This is a genomic window from Dyella jiangningensis (assembly GCF_003264855.1).
GTDB classification, from domain to species: domain Bacteria; phylum Pseudomonadota; class Gammaproteobacteria; order Xanthomonadales; family Rhodanobacteraceae; genus Dyella; species Dyella jiangningensis_C.
On the sequence record NZ_NFZS01000004.1, the window covers coordinates 243,603 to 267,529 of the forward strand.

21 protein-coding genes are annotated in these 23,927 nt (G+C 65.4%); 9 read left to right on the forward strand and 12 right to left on the reverse strand.

Annotated features, from left to right (window positions below):
- Positions 1 to 20: 20 nt before the first annotated feature.
- On the reverse strand, positions 21 to 575 hold the full coding sequence (locus tag CA260_RS13760) for an NADPH-dependent FMN reductase (protein WP_111983643.1): 555 nt from the start codon (positions 573 to 575) through the stop codon (positions 21 to 23).
- Between the two features lie 288 nt (positions 576 to 863).
- Between CA260_RS13760 and CA260_RS13765 the strand changes: the two genes are divergently transcribed.
- Both CA260_RS13765 and CA260_RS13770 read left to right on the forward strand, forming a co-directional pair.
- Entirely contained in the window at positions 864 to 2,603 is a 1,740-nt protein-coding gene (locus tag CA260_RS13765) for a GGDEF domain-containing protein (RefSeq protein WP_238149763.1), read from the forward strand.
- Positions 2,604 to 2,683: 80 nt separating this feature from the next.
- Positions 2,684 to 3,118 carry a VOC family protein gene (locus tag CA260_RS13770; RefSeq protein ID WP_111983644.1) on the forward strand — a complete coding sequence of 145 codons (435 nt, stop codon included), beginning with the start codon at positions 2,684 to 2,686 and terminating at the stop codon, positions 3,116 to 3,118.
- Positions 3,119 to 3,121: 3 nt separating this feature from the next.
- On the opposite strand, the gene CA260_RS13775 is transcribed toward CA260_RS13770, so the two are convergent.
- On the reverse strand, positions 3,122 to 4,012 hold the full coding sequence (locus CA260_RS13775) for an AraC family transcriptional regulator (protein ID WP_111983645.1): 891 nt from the start codon (positions 4,010 to 4,012) through the stop codon (positions 3,122 to 3,124).
- A gap of 231 nt (positions 4,013 to 4,243) precedes the next feature.
- Between CA260_RS13775 and CA260_RS13780 the strand changes: the two genes are divergently transcribed.
- The 5 genes from CA260_RS13780 to CA260_RS13800 all read left to right on the forward strand — a co-directional run bounded on the left by CA260_RS13780 (position 4,244) and on the right by CA260_RS13800 (position 9,940).
- Positions 4,244 to 6,169 carry a CocE/NonD family hydrolase gene (locus CA260_RS13780; protein ID WP_111983646.1) on the forward strand — a complete coding sequence of 642 codons (1,926 nt, stop codon included), beginning with the start codon at positions 4,244 to 4,246 and terminating at the stop codon, positions 6,167 to 6,169.
- A 116-nt stretch (positions 6,170 to 6,285) separates the two neighbouring features.
- A complete protein-coding gene (locus CA260_RS13785; protein WP_111983647.1) occupies positions 6,286 to 6,948 on the forward strand; it encodes a TetR/AcrR family transcriptional regulator in 663 nt (220 codons plus the stop codon).
- Positions 6,938 to 7,915, forward strand: coding sequence for an HlyD family secretion protein (locus CA260_RS13790; protein ID WP_111983648.1), 978 nt, complete (start codon positions 6,938 to 6,940; stop codon positions 7,913 to 7,915). The genes CA260_RS13785 and CA260_RS13790 overlap by 11 nt, the downstream gene beginning before the upstream one ends.
- Before the next feature lie 7 nt (positions 7,916 to 7,922).
- On the forward strand, positions 7,923 to 8,852 hold the full coding sequence (locus tag CA260_RS13795; RefSeq protein WP_111984387.1) for an ABC transporter ATP-binding protein: 930 nt from the start codon (positions 7,923 to 7,925) through the stop codon (positions 8,850 to 8,852).
- Positions 8,849 to 9,940: an ABC transporter permease gene (locus CA260_RS13800; RefSeq protein ID WP_111983649.1), complete on the forward strand. Its 1,092-nt coding sequence runs from the start codon at positions 8,849 to 8,851 to the stop codon at positions 9,938 to 9,940. Before CA260_RS13795 ends, CA260_RS13800 begins: the two co-directional genes overlap by 4 nt.
- A 72-nt stretch (positions 9,941 to 10,012) precedes the next feature.
- Here CA260_RS13800 and CA260_RS13805 read toward each other — a convergent pair whose 3' ends face one another.
- The 5 genes from CA260_RS13805 to CA260_RS13825 form a co-directional block, all read right to left on the reverse strand.
- Positions 10,013 to 10,504, reverse strand: a complete 492-nt coding sequence (locus CA260_RS13805; RefSeq protein ID WP_111983650.1) for a DUF3761 domain-containing protein — start codon at positions 10,502 to 10,504, stop codon at positions 10,013 to 10,015.
- 296 nt (positions 10,505 to 10,800) lie between these two features.
- Complete coding sequence (locus CA260_RS21255) at positions 10,801 to 11,286, reverse strand: RcnB family protein (protein ID WP_191983775.1); 486 nt, start codon at positions 11,284 to 11,286, stop codon at positions 10,801 to 10,803.
- Positions 11,287 to 11,455: 169 nt separating this feature from the next.
- The gene (locus CA260_RS13815) at positions 11,456 to 12,916 is read right to left on the reverse strand and encodes a multicopper oxidase family protein (protein WP_111983651.1); all 1,461 of its coding nucleotides are present in this window, start codon (positions 12,914 to 12,916) and stop codon (positions 11,456 to 11,458) included.
- Between the two features lie 135 nt (positions 12,917 to 13,051).
- On the reverse strand, positions 13,052 to 14,323 hold the full coding sequence (locus CA260_RS13820; RefSeq protein WP_111983652.1) for an alpha/beta hydrolase family protein: 1,272 nt from the start codon (positions 14,321 to 14,323) through the stop codon (positions 13,052 to 13,054).
- 73 nt (positions 14,324 to 14,396) lie between these two features.
- Entirely contained in the window at positions 14,397 to 16,046 is a 1,650-nt protein-coding gene (locus CA260_RS13825; RefSeq protein ID WP_111983653.1) for a serine hydrolase, read from the reverse strand.
- Between the two features lie 140 nt (positions 16,047 to 16,186).
- Here CA260_RS13825 and CA260_RS13830 point away from each other — a divergent pair, with 140 nt between their 5' ends.
- Complete coding sequence (locus tag CA260_RS13830; RefSeq protein ID WP_111983654.1) at positions 16,187 to 16,969, forward strand: phosphatase PAP2 family protein; 783 nt, start codon at positions 16,187 to 16,189, stop codon at positions 16,967 to 16,969.
- A 45-nt stretch (positions 16,970 to 17,014) separates the two neighbouring features.
- Here CA260_RS13830 and CA260_RS13835 read toward each other — a convergent pair whose 3' ends face one another.
- The 5 genes from CA260_RS13835 to CA260_RS13855 all read right to left on the reverse strand — a co-directional run bounded on the left by CA260_RS13835 (position 17,015) and on the right by CA260_RS13855 (position 22,783).
- On the reverse strand, positions 17,015 to 17,479 hold the full coding sequence (locus CA260_RS13835) for an Ivy family c-type lysozyme inhibitor (protein ID WP_172461845.1): 465 nt from the start codon (positions 17,477 to 17,479) through the stop codon (positions 17,015 to 17,017).
- Positions 17,480 to 17,585: 106 nt separating this feature from the next.
- Positions 17,586 to 19,853: a thiamine pyrophosphate-dependent enzyme gene (locus CA260_RS13840; protein ID WP_111983656.1), complete on the reverse strand. Its 2,268-nt coding sequence runs from the start codon at positions 19,851 to 19,853 to the stop codon at positions 17,586 to 17,588.
- 650 nt (positions 19,854 to 20,503) lie between these two features.
- On the reverse strand, positions 20,504 to 20,998 hold the full coding sequence (locus CA260_RS13845; protein WP_238149764.1) for a hypothetical protein: 495 nt from the start codon (positions 20,996 to 20,998) through the stop codon (positions 20,504 to 20,506).
- On the reverse strand, positions 20,995 to 21,534 hold the full coding sequence (locus CA260_RS13850; protein WP_111983658.1) for a GNAT family N-acetyltransferase: 540 nt from the start codon (positions 21,532 to 21,534) through the stop codon (positions 20,995 to 20,997). The genes CA260_RS13845 and CA260_RS13850 overlap by 4 nt, the downstream gene beginning before the upstream one ends.
- Before the next feature lie 79 nt (positions 21,535 to 21,613).
- On the reverse strand, positions 21,614 to 22,783 hold the full coding sequence (locus tag CA260_RS13855; protein ID WP_111983659.1) for an acyl-CoA dehydrogenase family protein: 1,170 nt from the start codon (positions 22,781 to 22,783) through the stop codon (positions 21,614 to 21,616).
- A 240-nt stretch (positions 22,784 to 23,023) separates the two neighbouring features.
- Between CA260_RS13855 and CA260_RS13860 the strand changes: the two genes are divergently transcribed.
- Positions 23,024 to 23,899, forward strand: a complete 876-nt coding sequence (locus tag CA260_RS13860) for a DMT family transporter (protein ID WP_111983660.1) — start codon at positions 23,024 to 23,026, stop codon at positions 23,897 to 23,899.
- Positions 23,900 to 23,927: the final 28 nt, after the last annotated feature.

A 23,927-nucleotide genomic window follows, 5' to 3' on the forward strand; every position in this document is an offset into this window, starting at 1 on the left:
GCGCGCCTTTTTCTTTGGCTTCAGCTCGTGAAGCGGCGTACCCACGCTACGTAGCGGTCCACGAAGCCCTGCAGGAATTTCTGCGTGCCTTCGTTGCCGATATGGCCCTCGTCGTCGAACAAGCCTTCCTTGTTCTGGATGAACACTTCCGGCTGCCCCAGCGTGGGCACATCCAGATAGGCGAGTACGTTGCGCAGATGCTGCTGCGACAGCGCCGTGCCGGTAGCTCCCACCGAAACGCCGATCACTCCGCCAGGCTTGCCCGCGAACGAGTTCGTGCCCCATGGGCGCGATGCAATGTCGATGGCGTTCTTCAGCACGCCCGGAATCGAGCGGTTGTATTCCGGCGTGACGAACAGCAAGGCATCGGCCGCGGACACTTCGTCCTTGAGCCGCTGGCATTCGGCGGGGTAGTGGCCGTCGAAATCCTGGTCGTACAGCGGAAGGTTGTCGATGCGTAGATGGTCGAAGCTGAAGTCGGATGGGGCCAGTCGCTCGACGGCCCGGGCCAGGTGCCGGTTGAAGGAGTCTTTGCGCAGGCTGCCTACCAATACGGCCACACGGATCTTGCTCATGCCAATGCACTCCTCTTGCCAGGGGATGGGAAGCGAGACCCGCAGCATGGCAGCGGCGGGGGTCAACCCCGCGTGAGCGACCTGACCCTGCCCAATGGCGCCCCGTGTCTATGCCTTTTGGCGTAGTGGAAACCGACCCGGGCTGCGCTTGCGCAAGGTACGCTACAGGCAGGCGGCCCCCCGCGCGACGCGCGACCGGGGATTCATCACTCAAGGACGGCCGCCAACGCCAGGGACGCGTGCGCCTGCTCCAAGGAGGAGCAGGCGCTGACACAGGGGAACGGCGACATGGGAGGGCTGTTCGCATCGATGGCGAAGCGTTGGCAATGGCGGATGCTGTGCATCCTCGCCACGAGCCTGCTCGCCTTCGCGGCGCATGCCGATACCGCGTTGACGGGCGCCTCGCGCGAGGTGCGTGCCGGCGATACGCCGCAAATGGTGCTCGATGCCTTCCGCCGCGGCGAACTGCAGAGCTTCGATCCGAAACTCCTTCAACGCGTGCCGACGCGAGGGCTAGGCACCTGGGTGGTGCTGCAACCTCAGCCGCCACTGGTGGACGAAGAGCGCGTGTTCACCGTGTATCCGCCGCCGCTCTCGGCGGTGACGCTGTTCGATGCGCAGGGCAAGACCGCGACCCAGTCGCTGGACGACTTCACGCCGCCGGCGCACGGCAATGGGCGCCTCGCCTATCGCATCGGCCCCGAGGTGCCGGCTTCTTCACCCATCCTGATCCGCTTCGATCCTTCGCCCGTGCGCAGCATGCCGGTGAGCTTCCAGTTGCAGTCGTGGCATGAATATCTCCGGGAGGACGCGCGCTGGCTGGTTTTCGCCAGCGCCTGCTTCGCGGTGATGCTCGCGATGTCGCTGATGGCCCTGTGCCTCGCGATGATGCTGCGCGATTCCACCTTCGCCTGGTATGCGGGCTACGTGCTCTGCTACGCGCTCATCCAGGGACTGCAGACGGGCTATCTGTTCCATCCGCTGGAAGCGACCTGGCTGGCCGGCAGCGCCGCGCTGGTGAGCTCCTCCGCCATGGCGCTATCGCTCGCGTTCGCGGCGATGTTTATGGCGCGCTTCTGCGAGCTGCCGCGCTTCGCGCCGCTGCTGCATACGCCGACGCTCGCCCTCGCCGTCGGCATGCCGCTGGTGGTGCTGTTGCGAAGCTGCCAGATCCCGGTGCTGCAGCAAACGGCACAGGTGCTGGTCGGCCCCTTGCTGATCATCGGCACGTTGCTGCTCCTGCTTGCCGCCGTCGTGGCCGCGGCGCGAGGCGCACGGCCGGCGTGGTTCTTCCTGGCCGGCTGGACGCCATTGCTGGCGCTCACGGCGCTCTCCAGCAGCCAGGCGGGCGGCATGCTGGCCGACGTGATCTGGCTGAACGACGCCTCCCTCGCGGCCGGCGCATTCGAAGCGGTGGTGCTTTCGCTGGGCCTGGCGGATCGCGCGCTGAGCATGCGTCGCGATCGCGACATCGTGCAGGAGCTGGCGGACAACGACGCGTTGACCAACGTACTCAACCGGCGCGCCTGGGCGGAAAGCGTCTCGCGCCTGTTGGGCAGCGGTACCACGCAGCCGGTGGCGCTGCTGTTCCTTGACCTCGACCATTTCAAGCTGCTCAACGACCGCAAGGGTCACGCCGCCGGCGACCGTGCGCTGATCGCTGTGGCCGACGCCCTGCGGCATGAATTGCGCCCGCACGATCTGCTCGGTCGCTACGGCGGCGAAGAGTTCGTGGCGATGCTCTACGGCGTGGAACAGGCACAGGCCATGCAGGTCGCCACGCGGCTTTGCCGGCGCGTGCACCGCATGGACATCCCCGTCAACGATGATGGCCTGGTGCTCAGCGTCAGCATCGGCATTGCCATGCGCGTGCCGGAAGACAACGTGGAATCGCTGGTGGAGCGCGCCGACCACGCGATGTATCGCGCCAAGCTCGCCGGCCGCAATCGCGCCCGCCTCGACGAAAAACTCGAAACGCCGCCTCGCCGCAGCTGGCCACGCGCGGTCGACATCGATCGCAGCCGCTGAGGCCGAGGCGACTCGGAAAATCGACAAGACATCGGCGACGACCGCGCTACGCTGGGCCCACCCATCACCTGGAGGCGTCCATGGCCACCCCCGACATGGCAGGCAGCACCATCATTCCGTGTCTCCGCTATCGCGATGCACACGCGGCGATCGACTGGCTGTGCACGGCGTTCGGCTTCCAGAAACAGGCCGTCTACGACGACGAACAGGGCGGCGTGGCACACGCGCAGCTGGTATACGGCAACGGCATGCTGATGCTCGGCTCGGTGCGCGACGATGGCTTCGGAGCACGCATGATGCAGCCCGATGAAACAAACGGACGCGAGACGCAATGCCCTTGCGTGATCGTGAAGGACTGCCGGGCCCATTACGAGCGGGCGAAGGCCGTGGGCGCCGAGATCATCGATGACTACGCCGAAAAGGACTATGGCGGCGCGGGCTACAGTTGCCGCGACCTGGAAGGCCACCTGTGGTGGTTCGGCAGCTACGACCCGTGGGCCGAGCATGCCGGCTAGGCGTCACGATCGACTGGGCTCGACGGGAAGGTAGATGTCGGCGCGCAGCAACGCCTCCGGCGTTTGCTCGGGATCGTCGAAGAAATGGCGATACGGCAGCTGGTCGCGCAGCACGTAGCCGCTGCCGGGCAGCCATGCCGCGATGAGCCGGTCGGTTGCCGCGTCGAGTGCGTCATACGAACCGACGTGGTGGCAACGCGCCCACATGCCACCACCGAGCGCCAGCGGCTGCACCCATGCATCACCCGGACATTCGTCGCCGGCCATGGCGAGTGCGCAATCGAACCGGCACTGTTGCGGCGGGACCTCCCGCGCATCGTCAAGGGGAACGCCATAGATGCCAACCACGCGCTCGAGCGCGCCCTGCATCGCGACCCACTGGAACAGGCGCTCATAGGCCTGATCGAGATCGGCCTGGGGACCGGTGTGGCGCATCGCCATCACGCGGAAGGGCTCGATCGACACGACCTCCACCTTCAGAGCCACCGACGACTCGTCGCCAACCCGTGGACGCCGCAGGCGTTCGATCTCCGCCTGCAGGCGCTCGCCCTGCCCTCGCATCTCGCTGGGTGTCGCGGAGAATGCCTGCCGGAAAGCGCGCGCGAAGGCCTGTGGCGTGTCATAGCCGATGGCGAGCGCGGTCTCGGTGACCCGCCCATCGGGATCGGCAAGCAAATGCAGTGCGCGCAACAGGCGTAGACGTGCCACCGTCTGGCCCACGGTTTCGCCCGCCAGGGCCCGATAGACACGGTGGAAGTGAAACGGCGACAGATGGGCCGCCGCGGCCAGATGCGAGAGCTCCGGCAGGTCGCCGCCCTCTGCCACTGTCGACTGCAGCAATGCGACGACGCGATCAATGCGCTGCAGGTAATCGTGACGCGTGTTGGATTTCATGAGGCGGCTTCCTCGATGGGGCGACGCCAGTGTGTTGGACGCCATCGGCTGCCACGGCTCCATTCTTGCGCATTTCGCCATCCACGCTGCAGGCACCAGACCTGCCTCATAGGCTGGAAGTCATGGTGGGAGCGCCCTCATGCGTCGCTTAAAGTCGGTTGCCGAACCCCATCGTCCACCACTGACCCGTCCGGAGCGGCCGTCTTTACGGCCCATCCGCCTGGAGGATCCATGCGCATCCGCCGTACCTTGCTTGCCGCTGCCACCCTCGCCGCCTTCACGATCGGCTTCGCCCATGCCCAGACCGCGCCACTGACGCCGGATGTACCGCAGGCCAAGTTCGTCCAGCCGACCGCCAGCTATGACTACGTGAAGCGCGAGATGATGATCCCCATGCGCGACGGCGTGAAGCTGCATACGGTGATCGTGATCCCCAAGGGCGCGAAGCATGCACCGATCCTGCTGACACGCACGCCCTACAACGCGGACGGCCGCGCCGCGCGTTTCGATTCCCCGCATATGGATGCCACGCTGCCGCAAGGCGACGAGGTGTTCGTCAAGGGTGGCTATATCCGCGTGTTTCAGGATGTGCGCGGCAAGTACGGCTCCGAAGGCGAGTATGTGATGACGCGTCCGCTGCGCGGTCCCCTCAACTCCAGCGAAGTGGATCACTCGACCGATGCCTACGACACCATCGACTGGCTGGTGAAGAACACCCCCGAGTCGAACGGCAAGGTGGGCATGCTCGGTTCGTCCTATGAAGGTTTCACCGTGGTGATGGCGCTGGTCCATCCGCATCCCGCGTTGAAGGTGGCCGCGCCGGAAAGCCCGATGATCGACGGCTGGATGGGCGACGACTGGTTCCACTACGGCGCCTATCGCCAGACCAACTTCGACTACATCTCCGGCCAGACCGCGCAGAAGGGCAAGGGCGAGGCCGTGCCCCGCGTGGGCTTCGACGACTACAGCAACTTCCTCGCCGCTGGTTCGGCGGGCGACTACGCGCGCGCCAACGGTTTCGAGCAGTTGCCGTTCTGGCGCAAGCTGCATGAGCACGCAGCCTACGATGCGTTCTGGCAGGGCCAGGCGCTCGACAAGGTGATGGCCGAACAGCCGCTCACGGTGCCCACCATGTGGCTGCAGGGCCTGTGGGACCAGGAAGACATGTGGGGCGCGATCCACACCTATACCGTGACGGAGCCGAAGGACAAGGGCAACGACAAGAACTTCCTCGTGATGGGCCCGTGGCGCCACAGCCAGGTGAATTACGACGGCACCTCGCTCGGCCCGCTGCAGTGGGACGGCGACACCTCGCTGCAGTTCCGCCGCGACGTGCTCAAGCCGTTCTTCGACCAGTACCTGGTGGATGGCGCGCCCAAGGCCAGCACCCCGCCGGTGCTGATCTACAACACCGGCGAAAACCACTGGGACCGCTACAAGTCCTGGCCGCTGAGCTGCGACAAGGGCTGTGCCAACAAGCCCAAGGCCCTGTACCTCGGCGCCAACGGCGCACTGTCGTTCAACGCGCCGACCGGCGAGGCCCACAAGTACGACGAATATGTCTCCGATCCGGCCAAACCCGTGCCCTACCAGCCGCGCCCGGTGCATTTCGCCGATCACGACGCCTGGACGCGCTGGCTGGTGAACGACCAGCGCTTTGCGGATGGACGTCCAGACGTCCTCACCTACGTGACCGAACCGCTGACCGCACCCGTACATATCGGTGGCGCGCCGCAGGTGAACCTGTACGCCTCAACGAGCGGCACCGACAGCGACTGGGTGGTGAAGCTGATCGACGTATATCCGGACACGGTGCCTTCGAATCCGTCGATGGGCGGTTATGAACTGGCCGTGTCGCTGGATATCTTCCGTGGCCGCTATCGCACCAGCTTCGAGCATCCGCAGGCGCTCACGCCCGACCAGCCGCTGCTGTACAGCTTCGGCCTGCCCACCACCAACCATGTGTTCCAGCCGGGACATCGCATCATGGTGCAGGTGCAGTCCAGCCTGTTCCCCTTGTACGACCGCAATCCGCAGACCTTCGTGCCGAACATCTTCGATGCGAAGGCCTCGGACTATCAGAAGGCCACGCAGCGCGTGTGGCACACGCCGGGCACGGCGAGCTCCATCAGCCTGCCGGTGGTGCCGAACGGCTAAACGCAGCACGCCGCGATACCTCGAAAGGCCGGCCTCATGCCGGCCTTTTTCTTTGCGACAAATCGCCCACGCGACAATCACTTTAAATTAATTATATGTATGATTAATTTATCGGCATGAGCCCTTCCAAGACCCGTGCGTCCAGCCGGCGCGCCCCTGGCCGCCCCGGCACGGACAGCCCCGACCTGCGTTCTCGCCTGATCGAGGCGGCACTCGATTGCTTCGTGCGCGACGGCATCGCAGCCACCTCCCTGCGCAGCATCGCCAGCCAGGCCGGCGTGACGCCGGCGCTGCTCAATTACTACTTCGGCAGCAAGCTCGCCTTGCGCGATGCGGTGTTCGAGGAACGGCTGATGCCCGCGGTGAAGACCCTGCGCGAACACGTAGCCCAGGCCGGCGACGATGCACACGCGATGGCCCAGAGCTTCGTGCGCGGCGTATTCGGCGTACTGCAGACCTATCCGTGGTTTCCGTCGCTCTGGGTGCGCGAAGTGCTGTGCGAAGGCGGTGCGCTGCGCGAGCTGCTGCTTTCGCGCATCGGTCCCGACCTGCCCCACATGCTGGCCGGCAGGTTCGCCGAGGCGCAGCGGCGCGGACAGCTCAATCCCGCGCTGGACCCTCGGCTGCTGGTCGTCTCGATCATCGGACTTACCCTCTTTCCCGCCGCCGGTGCGCCGATCTGGCGGCAGATCTTCCAGGCGGACCTGAGCATGGACGATCTCGCCAACCACGCACTCGCCTTGCTAGGCCATGGCATGGAGCCCAAGCATGACCACTGATCGCACGGCATCGCCCGCCCGCTTCTTCCTGCCCGCGTTATTGCTGTTGGCCGGTTGCCGCGCGTCGCCGCCGGAAGTGCTCGGCACGGTCGAGTTCGACCGCATCACGTTGCCCGCACCCGCGGCCGAGCACATCGTGCGGATCGACGTCCGGGAAGGCCAGTACGTGCCGGCGGGCACACGCATCATGCAATTGGAGACGACGCGCACGCAGGCCGCGCTGGACACGGCCCAGGCCGACCTGCACCAGCAACAGCAGGCATTGCTCGAACTCGAGCGGGGACCACGCGAGGAACAGATCCGGCAGGCACGCGCCAATCTCGTCGGTGCCCAGGCGCAGGCACGCGACGCCACTGCGTATTACCAGCGCCTTTCCGCGCTCGCCCGGCAGCAGTTCGTGTCCGCGGCCGACCTCGATCGCGCCAAGGCCGCCGCGGGCAACGCCGAGGCTGCGGTGGGCGCCGATCGGGCCATGCTCGACCAGCTGTTGAACGGCTCGCGCGTGGAAGACATCGCGCAGGCGCGCGCCGCCGTCGCCGCCGCGTCCGCAACCGCGAGTTCCCGTGCGGTCGATCTGGAAAAGCTGGACCTCACCGCACCACGCGACGTGCGCGTCGACAGCCTTCCCTACAAGCTCGGCGACCAGGCCCAACCCGGCACGCCGCTGGTGATCCTGCTGGCGAGTGACACGCCCTACGCGCGCGTCTACGTGCCTGCTGCGTTGCGTCCCTCGGTGAAGGTCGGCGATGCGGCGGTCGTGACGCTGCACGATGGCAAGCACAGCTTCCAGGGCAAGGTGCGCATGATCCGCAGCGAACCGACCTTCACGCCCTACTTTGCGCTCAGTGGCGACGACGCCACGCGGCTCAGCTATCTCGCCGAGATCGCCCTGGGCCAGGATGCAAGGGATCTGCCGCAAGGCTTTCCCGTATCGGCGAGCTTTCCCGGAAAACACGCCGATGAGTGAGGCGGCCATCCACGCGCAAGGCCTCACCAAACGCTTCGGCCAGGTAGTGGCGGTCAACAAGGTGAACCTGGAGGTGCCGCGCGCCTGCGTGTATGGCTTCCTCGGCCCCAACGGTTCGGGCAAGTCGACCACGATCCGCATGCTGTGCGGCCTGCTTACGCCCAGCGAGGGCGACATCGAAGTGCTCGGACTGCACATCCCAGAGCAGGCGGAGGAACTCAAGCAGCACATCGGCTACATGACGCAGAAGTTCTCGCTGTTCGACGACCTGTCCGTACGCCAGAACCTGGAGTTCCTCGCGACCGTGCAAGGCCTGTCGCGCCACGATGAAAAGCCGCGCGTCGACGACCTGCTCAAGCGTTACCGACTGGATGACCGCGAGGACCAGCTCGCCGGCACCCTCAGCGGCGGCCAGAAGCAGCGCCTCGCGCTCGCGGGCGCGATCGTGCACCGGCCGGAGCTGCTGTTCCTCGACGAGCCCACCAGTGCCGTCGACCCGGAATCGCGGCGCGATTTCTGGGAGAAGCTGTTCGAGCTCGCCGACGAAGGCACCACCATCCTCGTTTCCACGCACTACATGGACGAGGCGGAGCGCTGCCATCGCCTGGCCATCCTCGACAACGGCAACCTCGTGGCGGACGGCACGCCCGCCGAACTCACGAAGAAACTGGATGGCCGCACCTTCCTGGTGCGCGCGGGCACGCCACGCAAGGCCAAGGAGGCATTGGACGGCCAAACCGATGTGCTCAGCGTGGCCCAGATCGGCAACGAACTGCGCGTGCTGATGCGCGAAGGCAACGCATCCATCGATGCGCTGCGCCATCGTCTCGGCGAAGCCGGTGCGCAGGCCGACGTGGAGGGTGTTCCGCCCAACCTCGAAGACGTCTTCGTCGTCGCCACCCGAAAGCACGCCGACAAGCAGGAGCAACCCGCGTGAACCTGCGCCGCCTGTGGGCGATCATGATCAAGGAGCTGCGCCAGCTGCGTCGCGATCGCATCACGCTGGCGATGATCATCGGCATGCCGGTGCTGCAGCTGGTGTTGTTCGGCTACGCCATCAACCTCAACCTGCGCCACCTCCCTGCGGCGGTGGCCGACCAGGCGCAGACCGCCGGTTCGCGCGCTGCCGTGCAGGACATGCTCGCCAGCGGCGTGATCGAACTGCGTGCCACGGCGCAGAGCCCGCAACAGCTGATCGACCTGCTGCGCGAAGGCCGCGTGAGCGTGGCCATCGCCGTCCCGCCGGATTACGAACGACGCAAGCTCGACGGGCGCGAGGCCATCCAGGTGATGGTCGACGGCAGCGACAACGTCGTGCAATCGGCCGCGGCGCAGCTCGCGCAATACCCGCTCAACCAGCCCGACGACTTCCACGCGATGGCGGAACAACCGATCAGCGTGGTGAGCTTCTACAACCCCGAGCGCCGCTCGCCGGTGAACATCGTGCCCGGACTGGTGGGTGTCATCCTCACCATGACCATGGTGCTGTTCACCGCGGTGGCGATCGTGCGCGAGACCGAGCGCGGCAACATGGAACTGCTGATCACCACGCCGGTGAGTCGTACCGAGCTGATGATCGGCAAGGTGCTGCCGTACGCCGCCATCGGCCTGGTGCAGACGAGCATGGTGCTGCTGCTGGGCGTGTGGCTGTTCAAGGTGCCGATACGCGGCAGCCTCTGGGACGTCTACATGGCATCCAGCCTGCTGATCCTGGCCAATCTGTCGCTGGGCCTGCTGATCTCCACGCGCGCGAAATCGCAGTTCCAGGCGATGCAGATGACCTTTTTCGTGTTCCTGCCGTCGATCCTGCTGTCCGGCTTCATGTTTCCCTATGACGGCATGCCACGGCCCGCGCAGTGGATCTCCGAGCTGCTGCCGCTCACCCACTTCATGCGCCTGATCCGCGGCGTCATGCTACGTGGCGCGACGCTGGGCGATCTGTGGCAGGACTGCGTCGCGCTCGCCGCATTCATCGCCATCATGCTCACGCTGGCGATACGGCTGTTCCACAAGCGCCTGGATTGAGCCTCGACCATCGCACCATGAAAAGGGCCGGCATGCGCCGGCCCTCGTCTTTCCGCTATCGCGCGTGCCTGGTTACGGCGTGCACGTCTTGTTGTGATCGGCGTGGTAACCCTTGGCCTTGGCGTCGGCCTCGCTCATGTAGGAGCCCGACTTGGTCTTGCCGTACCACTTGTCGTTCGGACAGTGGTAGACCTTGCTGCTGGAGTTCACCCAGACCATGCCCGGACCGCCACCCGGTGCTGCCGTGGCCGCAGGCTCGTGCATGGACTTGCTCGGCGCGGCCGTCTTTGCCGGAGCGCTGGGCGCCGGCGCGGCGGCAGGGGCCGAGGCAGGCGCAGCAGCGGCTGCGGGTGCCGCAGCGGCCGGTGCAGCGGCGGCCGTGTCGTACCACTCCTTCACGCCCTTGTGGCCCGAGCAGGCGCCCTTCTTGGTGGCATGGTCGGTGTAGCTGCCATCCTTGCATTGCCCGGTGGAACCCGCGGGCGCGGACGCCTGTTGTGCATACACAGCCGGACCTGCCAGCAGACCCGCGAGCAAGACAGCGATCAAACCGTACGATTTCATGTTCGTTCCCTCCAGCGCGAACTCGTCTGATCCATGGAGATGCCGCCAGGTGGACGGACTCCCCCTCGTGCATTGCGCCCGGTAACACGCATGTTCCGCGGCGGATGCGTGCAGGCTCTCATGTGCCTGCGGCGCGACTATGCAACAAGCATGTGTCGCGCAATCGTCATTGCGTCACGACCGTTCATGCTGCGTCTTGCCGTCTCGAAAAAACCTGCGAAATAACGGGCCGAAACCGACCCGTTCGAAAGCCTGGAGCAAGGCCGTATCGCAACGAAGGCGATGCGGCCTGGCCGTCAATGGCTGTTGATGATGATGTCGGTGATGATGCCGGTCGCGGCTGCCACCAGCAGGAATTCGCCGGTGTCGCTACGCACCCACTGATGTTCCGGCGGGGGCGGAGCGAGGTGATAGGTGCGCCAGTCTTCGACCACGTAGCGGCGGTCCCGGTACTCCACCGGCACATAACCGCCACGGTGGTACCAGCCTTCATGCATGCCGCGGTCGTGCACGATCACGTAGTCGCGGCGATCGTAATGTTCTTCGTGATGCTCGCGGTCGCGCTCGTAGCGCTCGCGATCATGGTCGCGATCACGATCATGGTCGCGATCACGATCATGGTCGCGATCGCGGTCGTGATCCCGATCGTGATCGTGATCGTGATCATGGCCGCGGTCATGATCGTAGTAATCGTGGTCCTGGCCGTACGGGGCCGGCGCCGCCAGCAGCGCCGGGGTTGCCGTCAGGGCACCCAGCGCGAGGGCGAACAGTACTTTTTTCATGCGTGTCTCCATCAGGACGCCACCGGGGAAGCAGCGCGCCCCCTGGCGCGCCTGGCCGGCGGTGGCGACATGATGGATTCCTGCGAAGTGCGTGGCGAGTGATTTCTGCCGCAAAAACGCCACGAAAGCGGGCGCAAGTTCATGCGTTAACGCGACGGAAGGTTTCAGCTCAGACGCAGTCGAACAAGGCCATGAAGCCGAAGTCCATATGCAACTGCATATGGCAATGGAACAGCGACAGGCCAGGCTGGTCCGCGGTGAAGTCCAGATCCATCGTCTGGTAGCCGCCCAGCATCGCCACGTCCTTGAGCACACCCGCGGTCGGCCTGCCGGCGATGCCCGTGATTTCGAATCGATGGCGATGCAGGTGCATCGGATGGATATCGTCGCTGGCATTGTGCATGCGCAGCCGATAGCGCATGCCATGTCGCAACGTCACCATCGGACGCATTGCCTTCATGTCGAAAGCCACGTCGTTGATGGTCCACCGGTTGAAGCCCCGCTCGGCAGCATTGGCCTTCGCGAAGGTGAGCTCGATGATTTCATCCGTCGGCAGGGGCTTGCGATCCTGCGCCGCAAACCAACGATAGTCCCAGCCTGCATGGGCTGGCGCATTCCACCGTGGCCTGCCCTTGTGCCCCGCGTATTCGACCACGATGCCCATGCCGCGGGAGCGATCGTCGTCGTCGAGGTCGCCCATGAGCCATACGCCCGCGTGCGTCATTTCCACTACGGCGCTGACCCGCTCGCCCGTGCCGATCCACAGCACCGGCACCTCGGCGGTGCGCGGCACCGGATTGCCATCGAGCGCGGTCACGCGAAACGTGTGTCCTGGCAAGGCAAGGCTGCGGATCTCGGTGGCGCTGCCATTGAGCACATGAAATAACACCCGCTCGCCTGCCTTCACGCGAAGGGGCTCGCCATGTCCGAGCATGCGGCCATTGATGGCGAACGATTGGTAACCCACTTCATAGCCTTTGGCCGAGCCGCCCGCGAGCGATGCGCGCATCGCCTGTTCGCCGCGTCGTTGCAGGTCTCGGTCGCGATCGGCAGGACGCAGGAAATCCACGGCCATGTCCCCGCCTTGGCTGAAGTACGGCTCGAACTCCTTGAGCGTCAGGAACACTTCGCGATCGTAGCGGCCAGGCTCATCGCGTGGTTCGACGTAGAGGGGCCCGACGAGGCCGGCGTATTGCCCCTTGGTCAGGTCGTCCCGCGCGGTGACATGGCTGTGATAGAAGCGAAAGCCAGGCGGCCCCGGCGTAAACGCCAGGCGCCGCATGCCGTGCGCTGGGATGAACGGCGTGCCCTCTTCCGCCGAACCATCCACCTCGACCGGCACGGCTTGTCCGTGCCAATGCAATTGCTCTGGCACGTCGGTGTCGTTGTAGACGTCCACCACCACGCGCTGGCCCTCGCGGAACCGCAGCAGCGGCCCCGGACACTGGCCGTTGTACGTCGTGGTGGGGACGATGCGGTCCGGCGCGAGCTCGACAAGCGAGCGACCGATGCGCAAGGTCGCATCCGCCTTCGGCAAAGGCGCGCCTGCCACAAGCGTACGCAACGGCATCATGCCGGCTGCGGCGGCGCAGGCACCCAGCCTCAGGAACTCGCGACGATCGAGGGACATGGCATTACCTCGTCAGCGACATCTCCCGACAGGTTGCCCCCATCCCGCTGCGACATGCAAGCAAGCTGTCGACATGACTGGAACCTTCAACAGGCGTGCTCTCGAAGGCTCTCCAGCGTCCCGCGCCGCATCAGCTCACGGCACGTGCTTTGCCGTACCGTAAGGTGGATGCGTCTCCTGCCGGATCCAGTCGGCGAGCAAGCGGAAATAGCCATCCGTAATGCGGGTGACGTGACGCGTGCCGTCGGCATCCTGCACGAACTCGTACATGCCGTGGTCGGTGTGCGGGAATACGTAGAGGTCGATCGGCTTGCCCTGCTGCTTCATCTCCGTCAGGCGTTGCCGCGTGACGGCGTTGGGCGCTTCGCGGTCGTCGCCGGCGAGCACCCACAGTTGCGGAATGTTCAAGGCACGAATCGCCGCGACGGCGTCGTACCGCCAAACAATGTTGAGATTGTCGTAACGGGCTGCACCTGTACGGCGCAGGTCGGCTTCCTTTTCGGCGAGCAACGGGCCGGTGAACTCGCCTTCGATGCGATGCAGCCAGGGTTCGTTCGCGAAGCGTTGCTTCACCGCGGCCAGCTGTTCGTAGCCCGACGTGAAATGCGAGGCCATCACCTGGCCCGCGGCATCCGCCACTTCGCGCGCATGGGCGATGGCCTTGTCGTCGTAACCCTTTTCCCGCATCTCCAGCACGACCTGCTGTTCGTCCTCTTCCAGCGGCGTCATGACAAGACCAAAACCCACCGCCACATAGTCGGCGTGTGCGAGCGCGGCGGCCCGCGGCGCAACCCAGCCACCCTGGCTGCCACCGAAGAAGCCGGCCCGCGAGTAGCGTCCCGTCGCCAGCACACGCGCCTGATCCAACGCCGCAGCGGCGTCGTCGGCCAGCAGCTCGAAGTTCTGCGTGTAATCACCCTCGGACGCGCCGGTGCCGCGCTTGTCGTAGGCGAACACGGCAAGGCCTTCGGCGGCGAACACGTAGGGATAGTAGCCTCCGATGCCGGGCGTCTTCTCCGAACCGTGCACGAACACGACCAACGGCGGCTTGCCGTTCGTCGATGCGGGCTCGATCAGCACGCCGGCCAGCTCGGCGCCATGGCTCTTGAAGCGCGTGGGCGTTTCGCGAAGCGCCACGCGCGGCTGCACGACGTAGCTGCCATCGCCCTGGCGCACGCTGACGGCGCCGCGTGCGCAATGCACGAGGCCATCCTTGCCGTTGACGTCGCCGCGCCGTCCGTCGATAAAGGTATAGCGCTCCGGTGCGCCGGCACCGCCGGTGGGATTGGAGATCACGACGGGCGGCTTGCCCGCCTCGCCATACACACCGTAGCGACAGGCGTCGGGTGCAGCCATGCACAGGCCAGCGAACGACAGGCCCAGCAGGCCGGTGACGAGACGTTTCATTCGATGTTCGTGCTCTTCCGTGGGGACGCTGCCACTATAGGCAGCGCCTCGCGTGGAACGCCCCTGCTATTGGTCAGGGCGACGCTGTCTTCGCATCCTTCACTGGCGAGAGGCGCAGGTCCTGGAAGTCGAAGCTGAAGTCGGTCATCGGCGAGATCGGCTGCATGCGAACTTCGCGCACCTTGCCGTCGGGGTCCAGCGCATAGGTCACGAACGCATCGGCGTTGAGCGAACGATCATCCCAGCGCACGATGAACGTATCGTGCTGCCATGGTTGCATGTTGCCGGCCAGCTGCGCCGTCTTGGAGAACGTCAGGCGCAGCTTTCCGCCGTGTTGGCTCACCACGATGTCGCCATACCAGGGATCGCGGAACGTACCGGCATAGCTGGCCAGGGGCAACGACGGCTTGCCGTTCTTGTCGCGCGCGGCCTGGTGCTTCTGCCAGCTGTCGTCCGCGTTGCCTTCGGACTTCTTGACGGCCGCCGCATAGGCCGCCACCCAATCCTTCTTGTCGCGACCCATGTACGCATCGAGCACGCGATAGGTCACCGCATTGAACGCGGCGCCGGATTCCTGGTTGGTCAGAACCACCACACCCAGTTTCAGTTCCGGTACCAGCGTGAGGCGCGACACCATGCCGGGCCAGCCGCCCGTGTGCCATACCAGGCGCTGGCCGCGATAGTCGGAAAGCGACCAGCCTTCGCCGTAGCCGGCAAAGTTGGGACGCATGTCCTTCAGTTCCGGCACCGGCGGCTCGCTGATCTTTATCGGGATCAACATCGACCACATCTGCTTCTGGCTGTCCTCGGAGAACAGCGGCTTGCCATTCGGCAACTTGCCGCCCGCGAGCTGCACGTTCATCCACTTGGCCAGGTCATGCACGCTGGCGTAGATGCCACCCGCACCCGAGTTGTTCGACCACGCCATCGGCGGCACCGGCTTGAGTTCGGTGAAGTTGAACTTGGCGTGGCCCATGGCCACGTCCATGCCGGGCTTGAGCGCGGCCATGTCGACCAGCGATTCATCCATGCCCACCGGCTTGAAGATGCGCTCGCGGACGAAGTCGGCATAGCTCTGCCCGGAGACCTGCTCGATCACCAGCGTGGCCACCGCGAACAGGATGTTGTCGTAGGCGTAGGCGCTGCGGAAACTCGTCGCCAAAGGAACGTTGCGCAGGCGCTGCACCACTTCCTTGGTGGAATAGGACGTCGGCGGCCAATACAGCAGGTCGCCCGCGCCGAGGCCCAGGCCACTGCGATGCGCGAGCAGATCGCGCACGCGCATCTCGCGCGTGACATAGGGATCGGACATCTGGAACCAGGGAAGATGATCGATCACGCGATCGTCCATCTTCAGCTTGCCTTCCTCCGCCAGCATCTGCAGCGATGCCGCGGTGAAGGCCTTGGTATTGGAGGCAATCGCAAACAGCGTGCGGGCGTCCACCGGCTCGGGCTTGCCCTGCTCGCGCAGACCGTAGCCCTGCTCCAGCACGACCTGCCCATCCTTGACGATGGCTACCGCGATGCCCGGCACGTCGAACTGCTTGCGGACGCTGTCCACGTAGGCGCCGAAGTCCTGCAGCTGCGCCGGCAAGGCCGGCTGGGCAACGGCAGGCGTGGCGACCGGCGCCGTCGACGGAGCGCTGTTCTGCGCATACACCGGCGCGGCGAGCACCAGCATCGCGCAATAGCCGGCCAGGCGTGGAGAGAAGCGTTGGGACATCGCGGGCTCCTGGGCTGTGGATCGCGACACTATCGCGGCAAACGCAAGCACAGGCCAGCACTGGAAGTCATGGGTGCAGGCAGGCTCGACGCGGGCCTGTCCACCGAAGATGATGTGCGCGCTCCCCAAGGACTCGCCCGATGAACGACCCGGTGGAATGGATCGCCACGCATGCCCTCGCGCTCTGGGCAGCCCTGCTGTTGCTCGCCTGCCTCGCAGGCGATATCGCATGGCAGTGGAACCGGCGCCAGCGCGAAACGGCACTGCGCCTGGGCCATGAGCCCACGATGATACGGGCGCGCACGGTGGTGACGCTGTCGATCGCGGCCCTGCTGCTCTTCGCGGCCTTGGCGCTCGCGTTGGGCATGGAGGCCGGACTATCCCGCTTCGATACGGCGCTTGCCGAGGATCTGCGCGCACGCATGCAGCCTTCCACGCTGAGCGTCGTGGCCTTCGTCTCGCACTTCGGCGACCTGGGTTCGGTCGCGACCGCCACCGTGCTGGTCCTGGCGGTACTGCTGCTGCGTCGCCAACCGCAGCTGGCCACCTGCTGGGCGATCGCCATGGCCGGCATCGTGCCGCTCAACAGCGGATTGAAGGCCCTGTTCCAACGGCCACGCCCATTGCACAGCCACGGCTTCATCGTCGAACACGGCTGGAGCTTTCCCAGCGGCCACGCGTTCGGCGCGATCGTGTTCTACGGCATGCTGGCATACGTGTTGCTGCGCCTGTCCGCGCACCGCTGGCATCGACTCGTCGTTGCCCTGGCGGTGGCCATGGTCACGGTCATCGGACTGAGCCGCATCGTGTTGCAGGTGCATTACTTCAGCGACGTGATGGCCGGTTACGCGAGCGGACTGGTGTGGCTGGTACTGTGCATCGCCGGCACCGAAGCCTGGAGACGCCGTCACCCCGCGTTGTAGGAGCGCATCCGGTGCGCGATCTCAACGCGACATTCACCGCACTCGCTATTTAGCCGAGTACATACGCTCGTGCAGGAATCGCCTGGTCTCGTCGTCCGGCACGCCAAGCCAGGTCAGCTCGTCGTTGGTCGGGGCGTTGCTGGTGAGATCCGAGGCGTCCACCTTGCGCCGCGCGAACAGTCCCGTCATCTCGTGGGCCTGCGCGTCGTACAGCACCATGATGCGCTCGGTAGGACAGTCGTGCGGCTTGCATGCCACGGCCAGCCATCGTTCGCGACCGGCCACCTCCACCCTCTGTGCCGGCGTGGATCGCTGGTCGTGCCGCGTCCAGGCAGGCAACTGGCTCGTGCCCGACATGGCCGCAAATGCCAGCGAGAAATCCGGCCGTTGCAAAAGCCCGTAGAAATAGAGCGTGCCGCTCTTGTCCAGGGTAGGAACAGGCGGGGCGACGGCTTCCCGCACGGGGTCCGCCGCCTGATCGCGTTGCGTCGAACAGGCGGCCATCGTCATCGACAATACCAACAGGACAGCACGACAAGTCATTGAAAACCCCTTCGATGCCAGAGTGCGCCGAGCCGTCGGCGCACCAGCAAAGCCGGTGTCTCCGTACGCCCTATCAGGTCAGCTTGCGAGCGGCGGCGACGATATCCGCCTCGCCCGGCAGCACCAGCAGTGCGGCACCCGCAAGCGGTGTGTAGGTATCCGCACCCACCACTCGCTGCAGCGGCGTGGCGCCATGGCCGCCTTCCACGATGGCGGTGATGATGCCTTCGCCTACACCCGCACTGCGCCGACCTTCATCCAGCACAATGATGCGTTTCGCCGATTCTGCCTGTTCCGCGATGAAGGCGTTGTTGAGAGGAGCGAGCCAACGCAAGTCGACCACGCGCACGCTCCAACCGAGCTCTTGCGTGATCGTCTTCGCCGCACGCAACGACATCGGCACGCCATTGCCGAAAGTGAAAATCACCAGGTCGTTGGCGTCGCCGTCATACACACGACCTTCGCCCAAGGTCATCGCTTCGCCGGGCTCGGGATACGCGAACTGCCACTGGCCATCGCCGGCTTCGTACAGATCCTTGGTCATGTACAGCGCAATGGGTTCGAGATACGCGCAGACGCGGCCATCGACCTTCGCCAATGCCGTCATCGTGCGCAGCATGGTGGCGGCGTCGTCGCCACGGCTCGGCGAACCGACCACGAGGCCGGGAATATCGCGCAACGCGGCGATCGAATTGTCGTTGTGGAAATGGCCGCCGAAACCCTTCTGATAACCCAGGCTCGCCACGCGCATCACCATCGGGTTGCGGTACTGGTCGTTGGAGAAGAACTGCAGCGAAGCCGCTTCGCCGCGAATCTGGTCGCAGGCGTTGTGGAAATACGCGAGGTACTGGATTTCCGGCAGGGGCAGCATGCCCATGTTCGCGTAGCCCTGCGCGAGGCCCAGGATGATCGTCTCGTCCAGCAGCGTGTTGAACACGCGGCTGCCCTTGAACGTCTTGTGCAGGCCCTTGGTGACGGTATACACGCCGCCCTTCTGCGCGACGTCCTCGCCGAACAGCAGCGACTCGGGATACTTCGCCATGATGTCGTGCAACGCCTGGCCGATCTGGATGGCCAGATGACGCGGCGCCTGCTTCTCGGGAAGCTTGTCTTCGCCGCCGAACGCAGCGACGCGACGGTGCTGGTAATCCGTGCGCTCGGCTTCAGCCTTCACCGCATCCGGCGTATACGGCGCCAGTGGCTTCATGACCTGCTCGAGCGTGGTCAGGCGCGGGCGCCGATCGGCATCTTCGGCCGCCTCGAAGCAACGCTTGCGCGTGGCTTCGTACAGCGCGAGCAGCGATTCCTTGTTGTACAGGCCGGAGGACAAGGCGATTTCGGCGGAACGCAGCAGCGGATCGCTGGCCTCCACCGCAAACAGTTCCTCCACGCTGCGCCACTCGATTTCGAAATCGGTACCGGCATGGCCCATGACACGCGTGGTGCGCAGATGCAGGAAGGTCGGACGGCGCGTGGTGCGGCAGTGCTCCACCGCCTCCTGCACTTGCGCATAACCGTTCGCAAGATCGAGGCCGTCGGCAAAGAAATAATCGAGGTCCGCGCGATGGCGGAAATTATTCGCCACCCATCCGCTCGGCGTCTTCACGGAGATGCCGATACCGTTGTCCTCGCACACGTAGAGCACGGGCGCCGGCAGCTTCTGGTACGCCGTCCAGGCCGCGGCGTTGAAAGCAGTCTGCGCCGTGGCGTGGTTCGACGAGGCATCGCCGAACGAGCAGACGGTGATGCTGTCCTCGGGAATCGGCAGCTTGTGGCCGATGCGCCGTGCCTGCTCGATGGCAACGGCCGTGCCCAATGCCTTGGGCAAGTGCGAGGCGATGGTCGACGTCTGCGGCAACACCCACAACGGCTTGCTGCCCCACACCTTGTGGCGACCGCCCGAGGCGGGATCTTCCATGCTGGCGGCGAACGACAGCGCCGAATCCATCACCGGATCCATGCCGGGCAGCTTGCGGAAACGCTCGGCCATGAAGCCGCCGGAGCGGTAATGCAGGAACGCGGGATCGGTATGACGCGTGAGACGCGCCACCATCGCGTTGCCTTCATGGCCGCTGGAACCGATGGTGTAGAACACCTTGTTCTGCACACGCAACACGCGCGCCATCAGGTCGAGGTGCCGGCTGATCAGCTGCGATTCGAGCAGCTCGCGAAAGCCCTTCGCGTCGAGCGAACTGCCGGGAAGCACGGGCGAATGGTCACCGTGGGGCGCCTGCACCTCGCCATGCCAGAGCTGCACGAACTCGGTGAAGTTCTGGTCGACGATTTCAGCGCGGTTGAAACCCTTGTGGCGTGCCGTGAGGGAGTACGGGATGGCGGTCATGGTGTCTCGTCAACGAACGGCCGCGGTGGCGGCGTATAGGGGAACAGAGTTGCGCCTCATGCGAAGCGCGTATTCCCTCTCCCCTTTGGGTGACCAAAGGGCATCCCCGGGGGAGAGAGGGTTGGGGCGAAGGGCGGAGGCTCGCGAAAGAACTGCCGGCTCTCCTTGTAGGAGCGCACCCAGTGCGCGACCGCAGCGCCACGGCCGCCATGCTCCGTAGGCTTTTCGCGCACTGGGTGCGCTCCTACAAAAAGCTTGTCGACTCTCGCAGGAGACGACCGCGCGGGCTCGAAGCATGCTTCGTAGCAATGTCATCGCGAGCACCCGCCCCTCACCTCAGTCCTCTCCCCGGAGGGGAGAGGAAGACAAGCAAGCGCGCAGATCAGCCCTCTCCCCTCCGGGGAGAGGGCTGGGGTGAGGGGCCCATCTTGCGATACGGCCAGGTCGAAGCATGCTCCGTAGCAACATCATCGCGAACACCCGCCCCTCACCTCGGTCCTCTCCCCGGAGGGGGGAGGAAGACAAGCAAGAGCGCAGACCAGCCCCCTCTCCCCACCGGGGAGAGGGTTGGGGTGAGGGGCCAATCTTGCGATACGGCCAGGTCGAAGCATGCTCCGTAGCATCATCATCGCGAGCACCCGCCCCTCACCTCAGTCCTCTCCCCGGAGGGGAGAGGAAGTGAGAGCGCGCAACGACTTCGCCCGCGCCAGGTCTTTTTCTCGACCAAAGCTTTCAAGAATACGAATCTGGTCATCGACCGACGGCATGGGCACGGCAAGACCATTCAGGCCGGCCAGCAGGAGGCGACCTGCCGATACGGGCTTCCATCCGTCGCCCTGGTTCAGCTCCAGCCCGCCCATCACTTCGACCGGCAATCCGGGAAAACGGAATCGCGCGAAATGGGAGCGGAAACGCTCTGCGCCCGCAGGCTCGTACACATGCTCACGGCGATCGGCCCACAGCGTCATCAAGCGTTCGGCATCCCCGCGCGAGGTGAGTACATCCACGTCCGCCACGCTTACATCCGCACCGGCCAGCAACGCGGCCGCACTGCCGATCACGCACCACGGATCGACACAATGCACGTGCAGCTCCGGCACGATCTCGGCCAACGTGGCATACAGCGCGGGCGTGACATGGCTCATGCGCGTCGACGCCATTGTTCACGGGACTGGCCCCAGATCTCGACGATCACGTGCTCGAATGGCGGTGGCAACTGGCCGGGGCCACGCAAGGTCGAACCGAGCTTGCGCGCGACGATCTGCGATGCCGTGTTGTCGGGTGCGATGGTGTGGATCACTTCGGTCCAGCCGAGCGTGTCGAAGGCCCAGTCGATGGCGGCCGCGGCGCCCTCGGTTGCGTAGCCCTTGCCCCAGGCGTCACGCACGATGCCCCAGCCCACTTCGGTGCCGGGCCAGCCTTCGGGTTGCCATGGTCCCAGACGTCCGATCCAGCGCCCACTGCTTTTTTCGATCACCGAGAACATGGCGAAGCCCTGGATCGCCCACGCACCGACCATCGAGAGAAAACCACGCCACGCGGTGGCGCGCGGTTGCGGACCACCGATATGGCGTGAGTTTTCCTCGTCGGCCATCAGCGCCGCCCAGCCTTCGAAATCCTCCGCCTGCGTGGGGCGGAGGATGAGTCGATCGGTTTCGATGCGAATGTCTTGCCAGCTCATGCCAGGCACTCCGTCGCTATGGCTTCGTCTATCTCTGCGTCGTCCCGGCAAGGGTCGGGATGGCGGCGACCGCGAAGCATCAGAACGCGTTGATGCCCGTCAGCTCGCGGCCCACCACCAGCTGATGCACCGTCTCGGTGCCTTCGTAGGTGATGACCGATTCCAGGTTCAGCGCGTGTCGGATGGCCACGTGTTCCGTCGTGATGCCGGCGCCGCCAAGGATGTCGCGGCACTCGCGCGCGATGTCGATGGCGATGCGGCAGTTGTTCCACTTGGCCAGCGACACCTGCGTCGGCTGCATGGTGCCGGCATCCTTCAGGCGGCCGAGCTGCAGCGACAGCAGCTGCGCCATGGTGATGCGGCGGGCCATCTCGGCCATCTTGATCTGGATGGCCTGGTTGGACGCCAACGGACGTCCAAACAGTACGCGCTCCTGCGTGTAGTCGAGCACTTCCTTCAGGCAGGCCTGCGCGGCGCCGATCGGGCCCCAGGTGATGCCGTAGCGCGCCTGCGTGAGGCAGCCCAGCGGACCCTTCAGGCCCTTCACGTTCGGCAGGCGGTTGGCTTCGGGCACGCGCACGTTGTCGAAGAACAGCGCGGACGTCACCGACGCGCGCAGGCTCATCTTCTTGTGCACTTCCTGCGCGGTGAAGCCCTTGGTGTCGGTGGGCACGATGAAGCCCTGGATGCCGTCCTCGGTCTGCGCCCACACGATGGCGATGTGCGCGAGGTTGCCGTTGGTGATCCACATCTTGGCGCCGTTGATGACCCAGTCGCCGCCGTCCTTCTTGGCGTTGGTCTTCATGTTGGCCGGGTCCGAACCGCCGTGCGGCTCGGTGAGGCCGAAGCAGCCGATGATCTCGCCCGCCGCCATCTTCGGCAGGTAGTGCATCTTCTGCTCTTCGGTGCCGTAGGCGTAGATCGGGTACATGCACAGCGAGCTCTGCACCGAGGCGAAGCTGCGCAGGCCCGAATCGCCGCGCTCCAGCTCCTGGCAGATCAGGCCATAGCTCACGCCATTCATGCCGGCGCAGCCGTACTTCTCGGGAATGGTCGCGCCAAGCAGGCCCAGGCTGGCGATTTCCGGAATCAGTTCCTTCGGAAAGCGGCCCTGGTCGAAGCAGTCGCCGATGATCGGCAACACCCTCTCGTCCACGAAACGGCCCACCGAGTCCTGCACCATGCGTTCTTCGTCGGACAGCAGCGAGCGGACGTCGTAGAGATCGAGGGGATTCAGGCGAGCGGACATGCGGGGGTTCCGTGACTGGGACAAACCCTCATTCTAGCGGGCCCTTACGTGCGGGTCATGGCGGGGTGCAGCAGGCATGGGGTAGGCGCCCGGGGCCTGCTGTGGGACCATGCGCAGCGCTTTCCGTCGTTCCGGTGCGCCCCAGGGCGCGGGCCGGCCCGCCTGGCGCCATCGATGTCCCGGTTCCAGCCCTCGCCGAGACGACGCCCTGGCATACCCGCTCCCCCGGCCGGACCCTCCATGTTCAAAGGTGTTCTTCTAGGCTTCGCCTGCTACGCCGCCTACGCGATCAGCGATGCCTTCGTGAAATCCCTGCACGGCACCCTGCCCGCCTACGAGGCGGTGTTCTTCGGTGCCGTGCTGATGCTCAGCGCCCTGCCGTTCATCCGCAAACCCGGGGACCGCTACCTCGAGGTGTTCCACGCGCGCAAGCCGAGCCTGTGGTGGATTCGCGCCATCACTGGCGCCATCTGCAACACCTCGGCCGTGATCGCCTTCACCGCGCTGCCGATGGCCGAGGCGTTCGCACTGATCTTCCTGCTGCCGATCTTCGTGACCCTGCTCTCGGTGATTTTCCTCAAGGAACACGTGGGCTGGCGGCGCTGGTCGGCGGTGATCGTGGGATTCATCGGCGTGCTTGTGGTGCTGCGGCCCGGCTTTCGCGCGCTGGGCGTGGGCCACTTCGCGGCCATGACCTGCGGCCTCTCCGGCGCGGTATCGGTGGTGGCCCTGCGCATGGCCGGCCCGCACGAAAAGCGCATCAGCCTCTACGGCGCCGGCGTCATCGGCCCACTGGTAAGCGGCGCCGCATGGATGCTGCCTACCTTCGTATGGCCGGATGCGCACCAGTGGTTCCTGCTTGCCGGTTACGGCCTGCTCGCGGGGCTCGCCGGCGTGCTGCTGATGCTGGCCACGCATCACGCGCCGGCCAATCGCATCGCGCCCACGCAGTACAGCCAGATGCTCTGGGCGATCTTCTTCGGCTACTGGCTGTTCGGCGACCACCTGGACTGGCCCATGCTGATCGGCATCGTGCTCATCCTCGGCTCGGGCCTCTTCACCCTGGTGCGCGAGGAAAAGGTCACGCCCTGGTGGCGCCGCACGAAGATGGTCTGACGACCACGCCCGCTCGCCCTTCATCCAC

Excerpts from the sequence above, each read along its gene's own strand:
- CA260_RS13760 (WP_111983643.1), bottom strand. The coding sequence starts at position 575 with ATGAGCAAGATCCGTGTGGCCGTATTGGTAGGCAGCCTGCGCAAAGAC.
- CA260_RS13765 (WP_238149763.1), top strand. The coding sequence starts at position 864 with ATGGGAGGGCTGTTCGCATCGATGGCGAAGCGTTGGCAATGGCGGATG.
- CA260_RS13770 (WP_111983644.1), top strand. The coding sequence starts at position 2,684 with ATGGCCACCCCCGACATGGCAGGCAGCACCATCATTCCGTGTCTCCGC.
- CA260_RS13775 (WP_111983645.1), bottom strand. The coding sequence starts at position 4,012 with ATGAAATCCAACACGCGTCACGATTACCTGCAGCGCATTGATCGCGTC.
- CA260_RS13780 (WP_111983646.1), top strand. The coding sequence starts at position 4,244 with ATGCGCATCCGCCGTACCTTGCTTGCCGCTGCCACCCTCGCCGCCTTC.
- CA260_RS13785 (WP_111983647.1), top strand. The coding sequence starts at position 6,286 with ATGAGCCCTTCCAAGACCCGTGCGTCCAGCCGGCGCGCCCCTGGCCGC.
- CA260_RS13790 (WP_111983648.1), top strand. The coding sequence starts at position 6,938 with ATGACCACTGATCGCACGGCATCGCCCGCCCGCTTCTTCCTGCCCGCG.
- CA260_RS13805 (WP_111983650.1), bottom strand. The coding sequence starts at position 10,504 with ATGAAATCGTACGGTTTGATCGCTGTCTTGCTCGCGGGTCTGCTGGCA.
- CA260_RS21255 (WP_191983775.1), bottom strand. The coding sequence starts at position 11,286 with ATGAAAAAAGTACTGTTCGCCCTCGCGCTGGGTGCCCTGACGGCAACC.
- CA260_RS13815 (WP_111983651.1), bottom strand. The coding sequence starts at position 12,916 with ATGTCCCTCGATCGTCGCGAGTTCCTGAGGCTGGGTGCCTGCGCCGCC.
- CA260_RS13820 (WP_111983652.1), bottom strand. The coding sequence starts at position 14,323 with ATGAAACGTCTCGTCACCGGCCTGCTGGGCCTGTCGTTCGCTGGCCTG.
- CA260_RS13825 (WP_111983653.1), bottom strand. The coding sequence starts at position 16,046 with ATGTCCCAACGCTTCTCTCCACGCCTGGCCGGCTATTGCGCGATGCTG.
- CA260_RS13830 (WP_111983654.1), top strand. The coding sequence starts at position 16,187 with ATGAACGACCCGGTGGAATGGATCGCCACGCATGCCCTCGCGCTCTGG.
- CA260_RS13835 (WP_172461845.1), bottom strand. The coding sequence starts at position 17,479 with ATGACGATGGCCGCCTGTTCGACGCAACGCGATCAGGCGGCGGACCCC.
- CA260_RS13840 (WP_111983656.1), bottom strand. The coding sequence starts at position 19,853 with ATGACCGCCATCCCGTACTCCCTCACGGCACGCCACAAGGGTTTCAAC.
- CA260_RS13845 (WP_238149764.1), bottom strand. The coding sequence starts at position 20,998 with ATGAGCCATGTCACGCCCGCGCTGTATGCCACGTTGGCCGAGATCGTG.
- CA260_RS13850 (WP_111983658.1), bottom strand. The coding sequence starts at position 21,534 with ATGAGCTGGCAAGACATTCGCATCGAAACCGATCGACTCATCCTCCGC.
- CA260_RS13855 (WP_111983659.1), bottom strand. The coding sequence starts at position 22,783 with ATGTCCGCTCGCCTGAATCCCCTCGATCTCTACGACGTCCGCTCGCTG.
- CA260_RS13860 (WP_111983660.1), top strand. The coding sequence starts at position 23,024 with ATGTTCAAAGGTGTTCTTCTAGGCTTCGCCTGCTACGCCGCCTACGCG.